The organism is Mycolicibacter arupensis (genome assembly GCF_002086515.1).
Taxonomy (GTDB): domain Bacteria; phylum Actinomycetota; class Actinomycetes; order Mycobacteriales; family Mycobacteriaceae; genus Mycobacterium; species Mycobacterium arupense.
The window spans coordinates 16,247-32,388 of the sequence record NZ_MVHH01000045.1 but is presented as its reverse complement, the minus strand read 5'-3'; the positions used below and the strand labels follow the sequence as shown (position 1 = coordinate 32,388).

General features: G+C 67.5%; 12 protein-coding genes. 9 read left to right on the top strand and 3 right to left on the bottom strand.

What is annotated here, in order from left to right:
• Positions 1-101: 101 nt before the first annotated feature.
• The 3 genes from eccD to eccE are packed head-to-tail and all read left to right on the top strand — an operon-like array spanning position 102 to position 3,912.
• Positions 102-1,502, top strand: coding sequence for a type VII secretion integral membrane protein EccD (gene eccD / locus BST15_RS16985; protein ID WP_109370810.1), 1,401 nt, complete (start codon positions 102-104; stop codon positions 1,500-1,502).
• The gene (gene mycP, locus BST15_RS16980; protein ID WP_046189405.1) at positions 1,499-2,920 is read left to right on the top strand and encodes a type VII secretion-associated serine protease mycosin; all 1,422 of its coding nucleotides are present in this window, start codon (positions 1,499-1,501) and stop codon (positions 2,918-2,920) included. The genes eccD and mycP overlap by 4 nt, the downstream gene beginning before the upstream one ends.
• The gene (gene eccE, locus BST15_RS16975; protein WP_046189404.1) at positions 2,917-3,912 is read left to right on the top strand and encodes a type VII secretion protein EccE; all 996 of its coding nucleotides are present in this window, start codon (positions 2,917-2,919) and stop codon (positions 3,910-3,912) included. Before mycP ends, eccE begins: the two co-directional genes overlap by 4 nt.
• Positions 3,913-4,083: 171 nt before the next feature.
• Here the strand turns inward: eccE and BST15_RS16970 are convergent, their stop codons facing one another.
• Both BST15_RS16970 and BST15_RS16965 read right to left on the bottom strand, forming a co-directional pair.
• Positions 4,084-6,309: an arylsulfatase gene (locus tag BST15_RS16970; RefSeq protein ID WP_046189403.1), complete on the bottom strand. Its 2,226-nt coding sequence runs from the start codon at positions 6,307-6,309 to the stop codon at positions 4,084-4,086.
• Positions 6,310-6,436: 127 nt separating this feature from the next.
• The gene (locus tag BST15_RS16965; RefSeq protein WP_083071070.1) at positions 6,437-7,381 is read right to left on the bottom strand and encodes a bile acid:sodium symporter family protein; all 945 of its coding nucleotides are present in this window, start codon (positions 7,379-7,381) and stop codon (positions 6,437-6,439) included.
• Positions 7,382-8,067: 686 nt separating this feature from the next.
• Between BST15_RS16965 and BST15_RS16960 the strand changes: the two genes are divergently transcribed.
• From BST15_RS16960 to ruvB, 4 genes are all read left to right on the top strand, one after another.
• On the top strand, positions 8,068-9,327 hold the full coding sequence (locus tag BST15_RS16960) for a DUF2252 domain-containing protein (protein ID WP_234708305.1): 1,260 nt from the start codon (positions 8,068-8,070) through the stop codon (positions 9,325-9,327).
• A 106-nt stretch (positions 9,328-9,433) separates the two neighbouring features.
• Positions 9,434-9,991 (top strand): crossover junction endodeoxyribonuclease RuvC, encoded by a 558-nt coding sequence (gene ruvC, locus BST15_RS16955; protein WP_046296469.1) that lies wholly within the window; start codon positions 9,434-9,436, stop codon positions 9,989-9,991.
• Positions 9,988-10,578, top strand: coding sequence for a Holliday junction branch migration protein RuvA (gene ruvA, locus BST15_RS16950; protein WP_046189400.1), 591 nt, complete (start codon positions 9,988-9,990; stop codon positions 10,576-10,578). Before ruvC ends, ruvA begins: the two co-directional genes overlap by 4 nt.
• Complete coding sequence (gene ruvB / locus BST15_RS16945) at positions 10,575-11,633, top strand: Holliday junction branch migration DNA helicase RuvB (RefSeq protein WP_046189399.1); 1,059 nt, start codon at positions 10,575-10,577, stop codon at positions 11,631-11,633. The genes ruvA and ruvB overlap by 4 nt, the downstream gene beginning before the upstream one ends.
• A gap of 8 nt (positions 11,634-11,641) precedes the next feature.
• Here the strand turns inward: ruvB and gabT are convergent, their stop codons facing one another.
• Complete coding sequence (gene gabT, locus BST15_RS16940; RefSeq protein ID WP_109370811.1) at positions 11,642-12,982, bottom strand: 4-aminobutyrate--2-oxoglutarate transaminase; 1,341 nt, start codon at positions 12,980-12,982, stop codon at positions 11,642-11,644.
• Positions 12,983-13,524: 542 nt separating this feature from the next.
• Between gabT and yajC the strand changes: the two genes are divergently transcribed.
• Positions 13,525-13,833, top strand: coding sequence for a preprotein translocase subunit YajC (gene yajC / locus BST15_RS16930; RefSeq protein WP_046189397.1), 309 nt, complete (start codon positions 13,525-13,527; stop codon positions 13,831-13,833).
• 226 nt (positions 13,834-14,059) lie between these two features.
• Positions 14,060-16,141: a protein translocase subunit SecD gene (gene secD, locus BST15_RS16925; protein ID WP_046189396.1), complete on the top strand. Its 2,082-nt coding sequence runs from the start codon at positions 14,060-14,062 to the stop codon at positions 16,139-16,141.
• The last annotated feature ends 1 nt before the right edge of the window (position 16,142 follow it).

Below are 16,142 nucleotides of genomic sequence, written 5' to 3'. Positions count from 1 at the left end.
ACGACGAACCCACCTACCTACAACTCGTCAACCCCCAATTCAGCCAAAGCCTGACGCGCTAGGAGAAAACCCATGTCCCTTCTGAACCTGAGGACCCCGTGATGGCCAACGCTGTGATACCGATCGTACGGATTGCTGTCCTGGCCGAGAGCCGACTGACGGAGCTTGCTCTGCCCGCGGACCTACCCCTGCGCGAGATCGTTCCCACGGTCCAACGTTTGGTCCAGCCCAACGATTCAGACGATTCCGACGACGCCGGTGGTGCTCAAGCGACTCCCGAGCGCATCAGCCTCGCGCCCATCGGCGGCGCCCCCTTCAGCCTGGACGCCAGCTTGGACACCGTGGGCGTTGTCGACGGTGACCTGCTGGCTCTGCAGCCGGTGCCTCCCGGACCCGTTGCACCCGGAATCGTCGAAGACATCGCCGACGCCGCGGTGATCTTCTCGGAGTCCAGGCGCCACCCGTGGGGCCTGGCGAACATCCAGCGGGGAGCGCTGGCCGTGCTTGCCGGATGGATCCTGGCGGCCACCGCGTTGGCGGTGACCTACCGGGTCGCGACAGGCGCGCCAGCGGGACTGTATGCGGCTGCAGTGATTGCCGTGCTCACCGCGGTCGCCGCCTTGGCGGCGCAGCCACCGCATGACGGTGTTGTGGCGGTCGCCGCACTGGCTCCTATCGCTGCGGCGCTCACCTTGGCAGTGCCGGGGCGCTTTGGTGCGGCGCAGGTGACGCTCGGTGCCGCCGGCATCGCGGCCTGGTCGGCGATCCGTGTTTTCGCGGTCCGCCGAAACCTCGGTTTCTTCACTGCCACCGGTGTTCTCGGCGCGAGCGTGACGTTGGTTGCCGCCGTGGCATCGCTGTGGTCACTACCTCTGAGCACCCTCGGTGGGGCACTGATCGTGGTCGGATTGCTGATCAGCGTCTCGGCGCCACAGTTGGCCGCACTCTGGGCGAGGTTCCCCCTCCCGGTCATCCCCGCGCCGGGAGATCCCACCCCTGCCGCCCCATCGCAGCAGGTGTTGTCCGACCTGCCGCGGCGGGTAAGGGCCGCCGATGCCTACCAAACCGGACTGGTCGCGGGGGCCGTACTGCTCAGCACTGTGGGATCGTTTGCGGTCGCAGCCCAGCCCGCGGCACTGCCGGCGTGGGGGTGGTATGCCGTGGCGGCGAGTGCTGCGGCCGCTGTGCTGCGGGCGCGTGTGTGGGACTCGGCAGCCAGCAAGGCCTGGTCACTGGCCCAGCCCTACCTCGTGACCACCGCTTTGCTGGTCTACTACGCAGCGACAGGCCACGTGCTTGCCGCACTGTTGGCGCTGGCAGTGCTGACGGTGCTGGTCGCGGTGTGGTTGGTGGCCGCATTGGTTCCCGCGGTCGCCGATCCGCACAGCTATTCGCTGCCGCTACGTCGGCTGGTGGGCTTTGTCGCTTCGGGTCTGGACGCGTCGCTGATTCCCGTGATCGCCTACCTGGTGGGGATTTTCAGCTGGGTTCTCAGTCGATGACCAGCCTGACCCGAGCCTGGTTGAGACCGGCCGGGCGGGCCGCGGCCGGCTTCACCGCGCTTGCCGTGGGGCTGGCCGCGGCCGTGTGCACGTCCCCGTCGGGGGCGGCGATCACTCCGCCCACCGTCGACCCCGCAGCGGCACCGCCCAGTGGAACTCCTGGCCCGGTGCAAGCCACTCAACAGTTCGGTGAGTGCAGTACCTCAGAGCTGATCGCGGGAACCGATCCCGCGGCGCCGAACCCCGGACGTCAACTGCTGGATCTTCCGGCAGCGTGGCAATTTTCCCGCGGGGAAGGCCAGACGGTGGCCGTCATCGACACCGGGGTTCGGCCTGGACCGCGGCTGCCCGCAGTCGAGCCGGGGGGAGACTACGTCGGCACCACTGACGGCCTTGCCGACTGCGACGGGCACGGCACCCTCGTTGCGGGGCTCATTGCCGGTCAACCCGGACCAGATGGCTTCAGCGGTGTCGCCCCCGCGTCACGGCTGCTGTCCCTGCGGGCTGCGTCCGCAAAGATCACGCCCGCAGCCTCCAACGGTGACCCAGAGGCAGCACGGGCGATCGCAGGGGTGACGGCGTTGAGCCGGGCGATCGTGCACGCAGCAGATCTCGGGGCCCGCGTCATAGCGGTCTCGGCGGTGTTCTGCCTGCCCGCCGATCGCGACATCGATCAATCGGAACTGGGCGCCGCACTGCGCTATGCCGCCGTCGAGAAGGACGCCGTCGTGATCGCTGCCGCCGGGGACAGTGGTTCGGGAGGATCGGCGGTCGGCGGACCCGGATGCCAGCCCAACCCGCTGACCGACCTCAGCAGGCCGGCCGACCCGCGTAACTGGGCCGCCGTCACGTCGGTGTCGATTCCGTCATCGTGGCAGCCGTACGTGTTGTCGGTGGCGTCGTTGTCGGCTGATGGCCAACCATCGAAGTTCACCGCGGCCGGACCGTGGGTCGGCATCGCGGCACCGGGCGAAAACATTGTCTCGGTGAGTAACCGCGACGACGGCGGCCTGGCCAACGGTCTGCCCGGAGCCAAGCAGCGACTGGCCCCGATCAACGGCACCAGCTACGCGTCGGCCTATGTGGCCGGTGTCGCGGCACTGCTGAGGAGCCGCTACCCGGACCTGCCCGCGGCCGAGGTGATACACCGGATCACAGCCACCGCCCACAATGTCGCTCGCGCACCGTCGAACATCGTCGGTGCCGGCGCAGTGGATCCGGTGGCCGCCCTGACCTGGCAACTACCCCCACAGGCCGGCCAACGCGCAGATCCGGTGAAACGGGTTGCGGCGCCACCGGAGGCGGCACCGAAGGATTACACACCGTTGGCCGTTGCATTCGGCGGCACAGCGGCGCTGGCATTGACCGCCGTGGCCGCCGCGATAGTGGCGCGCCGGAGAAAGGAGACCGCACTGTGAGCACCCATCGATCGCCCTGGCCCGGTACCGGACGGATCACGTTGCTGCTGGTGGCGGTCAGTGCCGCGGTGACGGCTTACCCGTGGGAGTCAGGGCGGGAACGCTGGGTGCTGGGCATCGCCATCGCGCTGGCGGTCGCAGCGTTGGCACGGTGGCGCGGTCTGCCGCTGTCCACCCTCGTGCGACGCTGGACGGCATTGAAACTCCCCGGAGCTGGAGGGCGTGGCGCACACCGGCCCGATGCCGATTCCCGGGTCACCGCCCTGCTGAGCGTGAGTGCGCCGGACAGTGAGCCCGATCTGCTTCCGCTACCGCTGATCGCCGGCTACCTGGACCGCTATGGCTTGCGGGCTGAGGCGATCCGGGTCACCAGCCGAGATGTCGAGGATGAATCCGGCCACCACACACGAACCACGTGGATCGGACTCACCTTCTCTGCGGTGGAGAACCTCGCTGCCCTTGCGGCCCGGTCCCCGGAGATCCCGTTGCACACGACTGCGGTAGTCGTCGCCCGACGGCTCGCCGACACCCTGCGTGAATCCGGCTGGGCGGTCAAACTAGTCGAGCCCGAGGACATTCCGGACCTCGACGACCGCCACTCCCGCGAGACCTGGCAGGCAGTAGTGGACGAGGACGGGGACTACCTTGCCGCCTATGGCGTGACGCCCGGACACGAGGCGTCTGAGCTGCTCGCGAAGGTCTGGTCATATCCGGCACTGGAAACCTGGACGGTCCTTGAGGTAGCCGGGTCGGGTGAGGATCAGACCCTTGCGCTGGGGGCAGCCTTCCGCACCGCGGGTCAACCCACTGGCGTGCCCGTGCCCGGACTGAGCCTGCAACCCGGAAACCAGCGGGCGTCGCTGGCGGCGCTGCATCCGACGTCGGCGCAGCGCATCGACGGTCACACCGTCGTGGCACGTGATCGGCTGACCCAACTGCGGTGGCCGAGCAGCGTCGAGGGACGGGCTCCGGCGCAGACTGTTGCCGGCTGAACAACGTGCGGTTCCTGAACGGCCATCGGACTTGGTCCGATGGCCGTTCAGGATTTGAGTGAGGCGGCCTCGTACCGAACGCTCCTCGCCGCCAACAAGCGCAAGGGCATCTAGTTTGGGGCTGTGGTGTGGTCGCGTACTGGAATCGTCCGGTCTCCCAGCGCGGCACGACTAGTCGGATTGCAGGGCGATGCGCAGCGCGTCGATCTGGTCGAGTTCGGCTTGGCCGGCCTGAACGTGAACAGCGTGCAGGTCCCCGCTCCAGGCAAAGGGCGGCTGGTAGTCATCGGAGACCGGTAGGCCACGGTCGTAGCCCAGGGTCAGGTGTGTGCCGCCGTGCTGCCAGATGAATAGCAGCGCATGTTCGGTCGTCGTCGTTGCGATGACGGTGTCGTCGACGACGGCGTCGATGGCGACACCTCCGGACACGAGGCGCAGTACGCAGCCGACGAGGTGGCGGCCCGTGGGCAGGCGTTGTTCGGAGCGCACGTGCAGCGGTCCGCTGGGCAGTGCCACCGCGACGTTCAGGCTGCCGTCGACGACGTAGGCGGCCAAACCGCCGTTGCGGTCGCCGATCGCGAACAGCACGCCGCTGGGGGAGTCCTGCGCGATCTCCACATCGGCGAGGATGTGCCCTCCACCCGCGAGCATCGGCAGCGCCTCATCGAGCACCGGTCCGGCCTGCGGGTACAGCGTGACCTTCAGGCCGACAGGATACTGCGGCGGTGCCGCCGCGGACAGTCGACCGATGAGTGAGTCCAGCAGCGGCAGAACGTTATTCGCAGCTGCTTCATTCGCCCATTGTTCCTTGAGCTGCTCAACGATCTCCGGATGGTCATCGGCGAGGTCGTGTGACTCGGAGAAGTCCTCGTCGAGGCGAAACAGCGCCCAGTGGTCGCTCTCGAAGTCGCGGCTGCCGGTGAGCAGCAGATCCTCGTCCATCACGCCGACCGGAACGTGATCGGTGGTGGCCTTCCAGCCGTCGGCGAAAATGGCCCGTGAGCCCATCATTTCGAAGTACTGCACCGAACGTGGATTGGGTGCCGCGGGATCGGTGAAGGACGGCAGCAGGCTGGCGCCCTGGATAGGCTGCTGCGCGATGCCGTCCACCGCCTCCGGGGCGGAGACCCCGCACGCGTCAAGGACTGTCGGCAGGACGTCAATGGCGTGGGCGAACTGCCCACGGACCCCACCTCCCTCGCGAATGGCTTTGGGCCAGTGCGCGATGAACGGCACGCGGGTGCCGCCGAGCCAGGTGTAGCGCTTCCACAGCCGAAACGGGGTGTTGCCGGCCCACGCCCAGCCCCACGCGTAGTGCGGGTAGGTGTGCGGTCCGCCCCATTCATCGAGCTGAGCGAGGTTTTCGGTGAGGTCATCGCGGATTCGGTGCGTGAAGCGGTGCTCGTTCACGGTGCCCGATACGCCGCCTTCGGCGCTGGCGCCGTTGTCGGACATCAACAGAATCAGGGTGTTGTCGAGGACGCCAATTCGTTCCAGGGTGTCGACCAATCGGCCGATCTGCGCGTCGGTGTGGCTCAGGAACCCGGCGTAGACCTCGTGCATCCGGGCGTACAGCCGGCGTTCGTCGGCGCTCAGATCCTCCCAGGCCGGCACCCATGGCGGCCGTGGCGTCAAGGTGGTACTGGCTGGGACGACGCCGGATTTCACCTGACGAGCGAACAGGTCGTCGCGCCAGGCATCCCATCCGGCATCGAACTTGCCCGAGTAGGCATCGGCCCACGAGCGTTCCACGTGGTGCGGTGAATGCATGGCGCCCGGCGTGAAGTAGAGGAAGAACGGCTTGCCTGGGGCGTTGGCCTGTTGACTCAGGACCATCCGAATCGCTTCATCGGCGAGGTCTTCGGTCAGGTGGTATCCCTCATCCGGCCGAGCGGGTGGCTCGACAAATGAATTGTCGCGGACCAGTTCCGGTGCCCATTGATTGGCGTCGCCCCGGAGGAATCCGTAGTAACGCTCGAACCCCAACCCCAGCGGCCATTGGTTGAACGGCCCTGCGCCGCCACGCTCCCCGCGCGGAACCAGGTGCCATTTTCCGGTCGCCAGCGTGCTCCAGCCCGAGTCTCGCAGAATACGTGGCAGCGTTGCTGCCGAGGGTGGAATGTGCGCGGTGTAGCCGGGATGCGTGGTGGGCAGATCCGCCAGAAAACCCATGCCGACCGCGTGGTGGTTGCGCCCGGTCAGCAGCGCTGCCCGAGTCGGCGAGCACAGGGCGGTCACGTGGAAGCGGTTGTAGCGTAGGCCTCCGGCCGCCAGTCGATCGATCGCAGGCGTAGCGATATCGGAACCGTAGCAACCGAATTGAGCAAAGCCGAGGTCATCCAGAAGGATCACCACGACATTGGGCGCGTCCTGTGGTGCGCGCTGGGGCTGGCTCATCTCGGTGGATCACCTTTCGCCGTGTCTTGTGGTTAGTCGAATGACTACTTTGCTGGGAACGCCAGTGGGCTGAAGATATGGATCACAAGGTTTCGCACGGTCGTCCGTCCGTGCGTCGGACGAGGACCTAGGTTGCCACCGCCTCCGACGCTGGCTGAGCATCGTCGTCAGGGGCTGGCGACGCCGGGGAAGCGGAACGCGAAACCGCGGCGGCCTGACGATGGGCGGGGTCCACGGCGCGAATGGTGGCAACCAGAAGCAACGCGATGACGGGAGCGATGACCCCGTACAGCGCCGGCACGGTTCCGATCTCGGCGCTGTTGAGCAGTTGTGGGCTCAGTGCAATCGCGGTGGCGACCATCGCGTTGTGCATCCCGATCTCGAGGCTGATGGCAATCGCCTGCCTCGGAGCGAGCTTCATCCAGCGCGGCACGAGGTATCCGACGGTCAAGCTGACGGTGGCGAAGGAGACGACGGCACCGGTCAGTGCGCCGAGGTTGTTCGCCAATGTGTTGTGCCCGCCGACGATCGCCGCCACGGAGATCGCGACCAACAGCGTGGCCGCGGCGACCCGGACCGGCCGCTTCAGGCGCCGAGCCAGATTGGGGAAGCGCTCGCGGATGGCCACGCCTATGGCGGTGGGAATCAGCACCAGGCCGACCACCGCGACGAACTTGTCCAGCTGCAGCGGAATGCTGCGCCCCTCGCCAGTGAACCAGCTGATGGATATCGCCAATATCGCTGGCAAGGAAGCGATGGACAGCACGGCGTTGATCGCGGTCAGCGTGAGATTGAGGGCAAGGTCACCATTGACCAAGTGGCTGAAGACATTCGCCAACAGGCCGCCGGGAACTGCGGAGATCAGCATCAGCCCCACCGCGAGATTGGGTGGGAGGTGGAAGGCCTCAGCGATCACCAGACATAGGGCCGGCAACACTATCGCTTGGCAGATCAAGGCGACCGCCAGGGGGCGCTTGAGCGCTGCAGCCCTGCGGAAGTCGGCGACCGTGAGGGTCATTCCCAGGGCGAGCATGGCCGTCACGACGACCAAGGGGAAAAACCGGCTATCCATGCGTGCTCCGCGGTGTTCGTGCGCAGATGCCCTGACGGTCAAGCGGTCCGCGGCTCGGCGCAATGATGCAGTGGATATTCAGCGTGCCGGAGCCGGCGGAACCCGTCTCGGGCAACAGAGGTCAGATAGAGCTGAATGCGCCCATGGGTGCGGTGACGAGCAAACGAATTCGGAAATGAATCCGGCTCGGCGAAGGGTGCTGGTCTGAGCGTCCTTCCGAGTGGGGTGTCCGCCGGGGCGGCTCGTCTTCAGTGTGCACCGCCGACCTCGCCCGGCTCCGCCGGATTCGTACGGCAAAGGGCTGTGCGATATTTATTAGACTGTGCGGCAACGCAATTCCATGCACACGTGGCACAGTGCTGATCATCTGTCCCGGTCGTGGATCAACGAGGCGTATTGCGGACCGTGCTCGACCGGCGCCACGAGGCTGTCTGCTGGCAACGTCGTGGGCAGGCCGTTCCGGCCCGTTGCGATTCTGGGCTGGCAACTTCTGGCCGGTCACGGGTGCGGGCTGGAATCTGTCTGAGCCGAACGTAGTCATACCCGGCCGGGCGGCTGGGCAACGGATCTAGACTGACGCCGTGTCGGTGAGGGAGCGGCAAGAGAACGGCAGATCACGGCGGAAGGCCCTTTCGCGATCGGCGCTCGGGGAGTATGCGGCGTCGCCGAGGCGTTGCGATCCCGTAGTGCTGCTGGAATCGCAGGCCAAGGACCGGGTCCCAGAGCTGGTGCCGATCCGCTACACCCGTATGTTGGCTTCGCCCTACGCGTTCTTCAGGGGTGCCGCGGTGATCATGGCCGCAGACCTTGCCGCCGGGGAGAACACCGGGATAAGGGTGCAACTGTGCGGCGACGCGCACCTGTCGAACTTCGGCCTGTACGCGTCCCCGGAACGCCATCTGACGTTTGATCTCAACGATTTCGATGAGACGCTGCCTGGCCCGTGGGACTGGGATGTCAAGCGTCTGGTGGCCAGCACTGCGGTCCTGTGCCGCAGTAGGGGACTCGATGCTGCCCGTCAGGAGTCGATGGTTCGGGCGTGCGCCCAGGCTTACCGCAGCCAGATGCGGGAGTTATCGCGGCTGGGTGAACTCGACGTGTGGTACGCCCAATCTGTCGTCGATGCTGAGCTACTCGCCACAGTGGAACCGGTATACGCCAAGGAGATCCGGCGCACCGCGGCAGGAGCCCTGGCCCGCGGGCGACAGCAGGCTGTCGACAAGCTGACCCGCTCGCACGACGGCCGCAGGCACCTGCGCAGTGATCCGCCGCTGATAGTGCCGGTCGGGGAGCTGGTGGGCGACGTCGTCGCGCACCTCTATGACATCTACATGCGCAAGCTGATTCGCGACTATGTATCCAGCCTTCGTGGCGACCTGCGGGTTTTGGCCAGGCGCTACCGCTATGTAGAGATGGCGCGCAAGGTCGTCGGGGTGGGCAGCGTCGGAACCCGCACGTGGATTGCGCTGTTTGAAGGACGTGCCGGCCGCGACCCGCTGCTCATGCAGGTCAAAGAGGCACGACCATCGGTGTTGGAAGCTCACCTCGCGCGCAGCTCCTACCCGAATGCCGGCGAGCGGGTGGTCGCGGGTCAGCGGTTGATGCAGGCCAGTAGCGACGTCCTGTTGGGCTGGCTGCACGCGATCGGCCCTGACGGCCACCATGGCGACTACTACGTGCGACAACTGTGGGACATGAAGGGCTCCGCCGACGTCGAGACGATGCGGCCCAAAGTTCTCACCGCCTACGTCCAGGCGTGCGGACGGGCGCTTGCGCGGGCGCACAGCCGCTCCGGCGACCGGGTGGCGATTGCGGCCTATCTTGGCAAGGGGGACAAGGCAGACCGTGCGCTGGCCCGGTTCGCCCTAGCCTATGCCGGGCAGAACCAGTGCGACTACCAGGCGTTACGTGCCGCCGCCGAGAGCGGCCGGATCACTGCCGACTGATCTCCGCGCCGTTGGAGAGCGTTACCGCGCCGCGTGTCGCGTCGGTCTGGACGGTCACCACCCCTCTAGACTGTCGAACAATTGTTCGGTATGGGAGAGGAATCGGATGCGGGTGATGGGCGTCGACCCCGGCCTGACGCGCTGCGGGCTGTCAGTGGTCGAAGGCGGGCAGGGCCGTCAGGTCACCGCGTTGGATGTCGACGTGGTGCGCACCCCGGCCGACCAGCCGCTACCGCAACGATTACTGACCATCAGTGACACGGCCGAACACTGGCTGGACACCCACCGCCCCGACGTCATCGCGATCGAGCGGGTTTTCGCTCAACAGAACGTCTCCACCGTGATGGGGACCGCGCAGGCCGGCGGGGTGATCGCGCTGCAGGCCGCGCGCCGTGGCATCGCCGTGCACTTTCACACGCCCAGCGAGGTCAAGGCCGCGGTGACGGGCAACGGTTCAGCCGACAAGGCGCAGGTGACAACCATGATCACCCGGATCCTTGGCCTGCAGCAGAAGCCGACCCCGGCTGACGCGGCCGACGCGCTGGCCCTCGCGATCTGCCACTGCTGGCGGGCCCCGATGATCGCCCGGATGGCCGCCGCGGAGGCGCTCGCCGCTGAGCAGCGGAGAAGGTACTCCGCCAAACTCAAGGCGGCGCGGGCATGATCGCATCGGTCCGTGGCGAGGTCATCGACATTGCGCTCGATCACGCGGTGGTCGAGGCGGCGGGGGTGGGCTACAAGGTGATGGCCACTCCGGCGACCCTTTCGATGCTTCGCCGGGGCAGTGAATCCCGTTTGATCACCGCGATGATCGTGCGCGAAGACTCGATGACGCTCTACGGATTCCCCGACGCGGAAGCCCGCGACCTGTTTCTCACGCTGATCGGAGTGTCGGGAATCGGGCCCAAGATCGCCCTGGCGACGCTGGCGGTCTACGACGCGACTGCCCTTCGGCGGGCCCTGTCCGATGGGGACGTGACGGCCTTGACCCGGGTGCCGGGAATCGGTAAGCGCGGTGCCGAGCGGTTGGTGCTGGAGCTGCGCGACAAGATCGGAGCGGTGGCGGTCTCCGACGGCGCCGCGTTCGCAGCTCAGGGCGTGCGCGCTCCGGTGATCGAGGCCCTGATCGGTCTTGGTTTCGCTGCAAAGCAGGCCGAGGAGACCACCGACAAGGTTTTGGCCGACGCTCCTGACGCCACCACCTCCGAGGTGCTGCGGACCGCACTGAGTCGCCTGGGGAAGACCAAATGAACCAACCCGATGACCCCGCAGAACGCGACGTCTCTCCGGCGCTGACCGTCGGCGAGGGAGACATCGACGCCGGATTGCGCCCCCGGAGTCTGGCCGAATTCATCGGTCAGCCCCGGGTTCGTGAACAGCTTCAGCTGGTGCTCGAGGGCGCCAAGAACCGGGGCGGCACTCCCGACCACATCCTGCTGTCCGGCCCGCCAGGGCTGGGCAAGACATCACTGGCCATGATCATCGCCAGTGAGCTGGGCAGTTCGTTGCGGCTCACCTCGGGCCCGGCGCTGGAGCGTGCCGGAGACCTGGCCGCCATGCTGTCGAATCTGGTCGAACACGACGTGCTGTTCATCGATGAGATCCATCGCATCGCGCGGCCCGCCGAGGAGATGCTCTATCTGGCGATGGAGGACTTCCGGGTTGATGTCGTCGTCGGCAAGGGGCCCGGGGCCACGTCCATTCCGCTGGAGGTCGCCCCGTTCACCTTGGTCGGAGCGACCACCCGATCCGGGGCGCTGACTGGTCCGCTACGGGATCGGTTCGGCTTCACCGCGCATATGGATTTCTACGAACCGGCCGAACTGCAGCGGGTACTGGCCCGCTCGGCGAAGATCCTGGGGATCGAGTTGGGGGATGAGGCGGCGGCGGAGGTCGCCAGGCGCTCTCGCGGCACCCCCCGGATCGCCAACCGGCTGTTGCGCCGGGTGCGCGACTATGCCGAGGTGCGCGCCGACGGGGTGATCACCCGCGACGTCGCCAAGGCCGCACTGGCGGTCTACGACGTGGACGAGTTGGGGCTCGATCGCCTCGACCGGGCGGTGCTCTCGGCGTTGACGCGCAGTTTCGGTGGCGGGCCGGTGGGGGTGTCCACCCTGGCTGTCGCGGTGGGAGAGGAAGCCACCACCGTAGAAGAGGTGTGCGAGCCGTTCCTGGTGCGCGCCGGGATGGTGGCCCGGACACCGCGGGGCCGCGTCGCGACACCGGCAGCCTGGACGCACCTGGGCATGGTGCCTCCGGTCGGCGCGGGAGGCCTGGGGCAGCAGGGGTTGTTCGAGACCGACTGACTGGCGAACTAGAGCTTCGCGAGTTCGCCGGTCAGCACGTCCAGACCCTCGGCCAGAAGCTCGTCGCTGATCGTCAGCGGCGGCAGCAGGCGCACCACGTTGCCGAACGTTCCGCAGGTCAACACGATCACCCCGGCCCGATGACAGGCTGCGGCCAACGCCTTGGTCAGGCCAGGGTCGGGTTCGGCGGTGTCGGGCTGTACCAATTCCACGGCGATCATGGCGCCGCGCCCACGAACGTCGCCGATCCGGTCGTCGTCGGCCTGCGCCCGGCCCAGGCGATCGAGGATCAGCCGTTCGATCTGGCGCGCCCGCCCCAGCAAGTCGTCGGCTTCGACGGCGGTCAAGGCCGCCAGGGCCGCGGCGCAGGCCACCGGGTTGCCGCCGAAGGTACCGCCGAGCCCGCTGAGGTGGGGGGCGTCCATGATGTCGGCACTGCCGGTCACCGCGGCCAGCGGCAAGCCGCCGGCGATTCCCTTGGCGGTACAGATGAGGTCGGGCACGATCGGCTCGTGCTCGCAGGCGAACATCGCCCCGGTTCGAGCGAAACCGGTCTGCACCTCGTCGGCGACGAACACCACGTTGTTGTCGCGGCACCAGGCCAGCAACGCGGGCAGAAATCCCGGCGCGGGCACGATAAAGCCCCCCTCGCCGTGGATCGGTTCGATCACCAGTGCAGCCAGGTTGGCGGCCCCGATCTGGCTCTCGATGACGCGGATGGTGCGCTCGGCGGCCCGTGTACCGTCGCTGCCGAGGTCCTTGTCGATCAGGCCGTCGCGGTAGGGATAGGACGTCGGGGCACGATAGATGTCCGGCGCGAAGGGCCCGAATCCACTCTTGTAGGGCATCGACTTGGCGGTCAGTGCCATCGTCAGGTTGGTTCGGCCGTGATAGCCGTGGTCGAAAGCCACCACCGCGGTCTTGCGGGTGTGCGCCCGGGCGATCTTGACGGCGTTCTCCAGGGCTTCCGATCCGGAGTTGACCAGAACGGACGTCTTCTCGTGGGAGCCCGGCGTAATCCTGTTGAGCGCCTCGGCTACCGCCACATATCCCTCATACGGCGTGACCATGAAGCAGGTGTGAGTGAACTCGGCGACCTGCCGCTGCACGGCATCTACCACCCGGGGAGCGGCCGCGCCCACGGTGGTGACGGCGATGCCCGAGCCCAGGTCGATCAGGCGGTTGCCGTCGACGTCCTCAACGATGCCTCCACCGGCCCGGGCCGCGTAGACCGGCAGTGTGCTGGCCACGCCTCGGGCCACGGCCGCCTCTCGGCGCCGCGCGAGCTGCACCGAACCCGGCCCGGGAATCTCAGTGGCCAGATGACGGCTCTGGGGTAGTGGCGGCACAGACATGGGAGGGCCCTCCTGGACGAGCCTTACCGTGGGTCAGATCTGGCCGAGTGGCCGGCACGCGTTCCCGAACGGTTGCCAGTATTCGCCCGGCGGGCAGTCCAGCGGCTTGGGCCCCTGACCGAGTGGCATGCAGGTGTTTGTGGAGGGTTCCCAATACTGGCCGCCGGGGCAGTCCAGTGGAGTCGGTCCCTGACCGAGTGGCATGCAGGTGTTTGTGGAGGGCTCCCAGTACTGTCCGCCCGGACAGGCCAGCGGCTCCGCAGACGCGACCGCGGGCATGGTGATCGCTCCCACTGCCAGGGGTGCTGCCGCGAAGGCAACGGCGCTCGCCAGACCCCACGCGAAGTTCCTCATCGGCCAACCCTTCCCTCAAGATCGTGACCCCCCTGTCTCCGACAGCCTAGGCGGTGGTCGACGGTGCCGGCGCGCGGTCGGCGCACACAGTGGCACACTGTTGTGATCACTGTGGCCCGCCACACTTCGGGTGGTCCGGTGCCGGACACTCATTCGAACACGTTGAAAGATCGGTTGTCGTCATGGAAAACATGGTTGCCTTCCTGCCTCTGATCGTTGTCATGGGCGCATTTATGTTCTTCGCCTCCCGCAGGCAGAAGCGTGCGATGCAGGCCACCATCGACCTGCACGAGTCGCTGCAGGTGGGGGACCGGGTGCACACCACGTCGGGGCTGCAGGGCACCATCACCGGCATCACCGAGGACGACGTCGATCTGGAGATCGCACCGGGTGTGGTGACCACCTGGATGAAGCTGGCCGTTCGGGACAAGATCGAGCCGGAGGAGCAGGCGGCCGAGCCCGCAGTCGAGCAGGCCGTCGAAGGCGCGTAGCGGCGATCGCGAGCGCGGCAGGGTCGGTCTAGGGATCGTCGGCGTGGACAACGCGGGTCGGCGAGCGCCCGACGCGCGGAACGCCCGCCCAACGACCGCTCCAGCCAGCCGGGCACGTACCCTTTTGCGGGTGCAGTGGTACTGATCGCTGGGGGCGGTCCGCGCATGGGCCAGCACCGACGATCATGAGAGCGCATTGCGCAATGAGCGAAGGAGACTCAACAACGTGGCATCGCCTTCGGCGTCGGTGCACCCTGCCCGCAACCTGGCGGTGTTCCTGGCATTGCTCATCGGCGTTTACCTGCTGGTATTCCTGACCGGCAACAAGCTCGCCGAACCCAAACTCGGGATCGACCTGCAGGGCGGCACTCGCGTGACGCTCACGGCGCGCACGCCGGACGGCTCTGCGCCGACCCGCGAGGCGCTCAACCAGGCACAACAGATCATCAGCGCTCGTGTCAACGGGCTCGGTGTGTCCGGCTCTGAGGTCATCATCGATGGCAACAACTTGGTCATCACCGTGCCCGGCAGCGATGGCAATGAGGCTCGCACCCTCGGCCAAACGGCCCGGCTCTACATCCGCCCGGTGATCAACGCGGTGTCGGTGGAAGAAGCAGCGCAGGCGGCAGGCCGGATGCCCGGTCTCGGTGGTGGCGGCATGCCCGGCCAACCGCCCGGTGCCGGTGGCGGCGTGCCGGGTCTGCCTCCGGGCCTTGGTGGCGGCGTGCCGGGTCTGCCTCCGGGCCTTGGCGGTGGCGTGCCGGGTCTGCCCCCGGGCCTTGGCGGCGGTATTCCCGGACTCCCATCCGGAGGGCAATCGCTGCCTGGCGGCGCCGGTGCGGGCGGTCAAGGTCTGTTCGGCGGCAATGGCGGGTCCCTCCCACAGGCGCCGGCGGCCCAGCCGCGGCCCTACCCGCAGGAGCCGGCCCCCACCCCGGGCACGACGACGGCGAGCCCCGAGCCCGGGAGCCCCAGTGAAACGGCCCCTGGCACCGCGGTGCTTCCGGCGCCGGCGGCACCGGGATTGCCCGGTAGCCCGGCGGTCCCCGGTGCCCAGATGCCCGCAATCCCGGGTCTCCCCGGCCTGCCGGGTCTGCCCGGTCTGCCCGGGCAGGGCGATCAGGCCCAGGGCCTGGCGGCGCGCATCGCCGCCGAGAAGCGGCTGCGGCAGAGCGATAACAAGGTGGTTCAGGCGCTCGCCCTGCAGATCCAGGCCGGCCGGTGCGACAAGGAAGACATCCTTGCCGGCAACGACGACCCGGACCTGCCGTTGGTGACGTGCTCCCAAGACCACCAGGTCGCTTACGTTCTGGCCCCCTCGATCATCAGCGGTGACCAGATCGCCGACGCCAGCTCGGGTATGGACCAGCGCAGTGGCGCCAATGTGGTCCAGGTGCAGTTCAAGAGTGGTGCGGCCGATGTCTGGGCCAACTACACCGCCGCGCACATCGGCACCCAGACCGCGTTCACGCTGGACTCTCAGGTGGTCAGCGCCCCGCAGATCCAGGAAGCGATTCCCGGCGGTCGCACCCAGATCACCGGCGGTTCCCCGGGCTTCACCCCCGATGCGGCGCGCCAGCTGGCCAACGTGTTGAAGTACGGCTCGCTCCCGCTGTCCTTTGAGGCCTCGGAAGCCGAGACCGTCTCGGCCACACTGGGAATGACGTCGCTGAAGGCAGGTCTGATCGCCGGTGCCATCGGTCTGGCGCTGGTGCTGGTCTATTCCTTGCTCTACTACCGGGTGCTGGGAGTGCTGACCGCGCTGTCTCTGGTGCTGGCCGGCGCCATGGTGTACGCGATCCTCGTGTTGTTGGGCCGCTACATCAACTACACACTCGACCTTGCCGGAATCGCCGGTCTGATCATCGGAATCGGCACCACCGCCGACTCGTTCGTGGTGTTCTTCGAACGCATCAAGGACGAGATCCGCGAGGGCCGGTCGTTCCGTTCGGCCGTGCCGCGAGGGTGGGCGCGTGCCCGGAAGACAATCGTGTCCGGCAACGCCGTCACCTTCCTGGCTGCCGCGGTGCTCTACTTCCTGGCCGTCGGCCAGGTGAAGGGCTTCGCGTTCACCCTGGGGCTGACCACGATCCTCGACATCGTGGTGGTGTTCCTGGTGACCTGGCCGCTGGTCTACCTGGCGTCCAAGTCGCCGACGCTGGCCAAGCCGTCGTACAACGGCCTCGGTGCGGTGCAGCAGGTTGCCCGCGAGCGGCGGGCGGTCGCCAAATCGGGAGGCGGATCTGGCGGCAAGTCCGGAGCCAAAGCGCGCACGCGGGTAACCGCCCAGTCGACGGGACAGGGATAGC

Bases quoted from the DNA above. Each gene is read 5' to 3' on its own strand.
- eccD (WP_109370810.1), top strand. From the start codon at position 102: ATGGCCAACGCTGTGATACCGATCGTACGGATTGCTGTCCTGGCCGAG.
- mycP (WP_046189405.1), top strand. From the start codon at position 1,499: ATGACCAGCCTGACCCGAGCCTGGTTGAGACCGGCCGGGCGGGCCGCG.
- BST15_RS16970 (WP_046189403.1), bottom strand. From the start codon at position 6,309: ATGAGCCAGCCCCAGCGCGCACCACAGGACGCGCCCAATGTCGTGGTG.
- BST15_RS16965 (WP_083071070.1), bottom strand. From the start codon at position 7,381: ATGGATAGCCGGTTTTTCCCCTTGGTCGTCGTGACGGCCATGCTCGCC.
- ruvC (WP_046296469.1), top strand. From the start codon at position 9,434: ATGCGGGTGATGGGCGTCGACCCCGGCCTGACGCGCTGCGGGCTGTCA.
- ruvA (WP_046189400.1), top strand. From the start codon at position 9,988: ATGATCGCATCGGTCCGTGGCGAGGTCATCGACATTGCGCTCGATCAC.
- ruvB (WP_046189399.1), top strand. From the start codon at position 10,575: ATGAACCAACCCGATGACCCCGCAGAACGCGACGTCTCTCCGGCGCTG.
- yajC (WP_046189397.1), top strand. From the start codon at position 13,525: ATGGAAAACATGGTTGCCTTCCTGCCTCTGATCGTTGTCATGGGCGCA.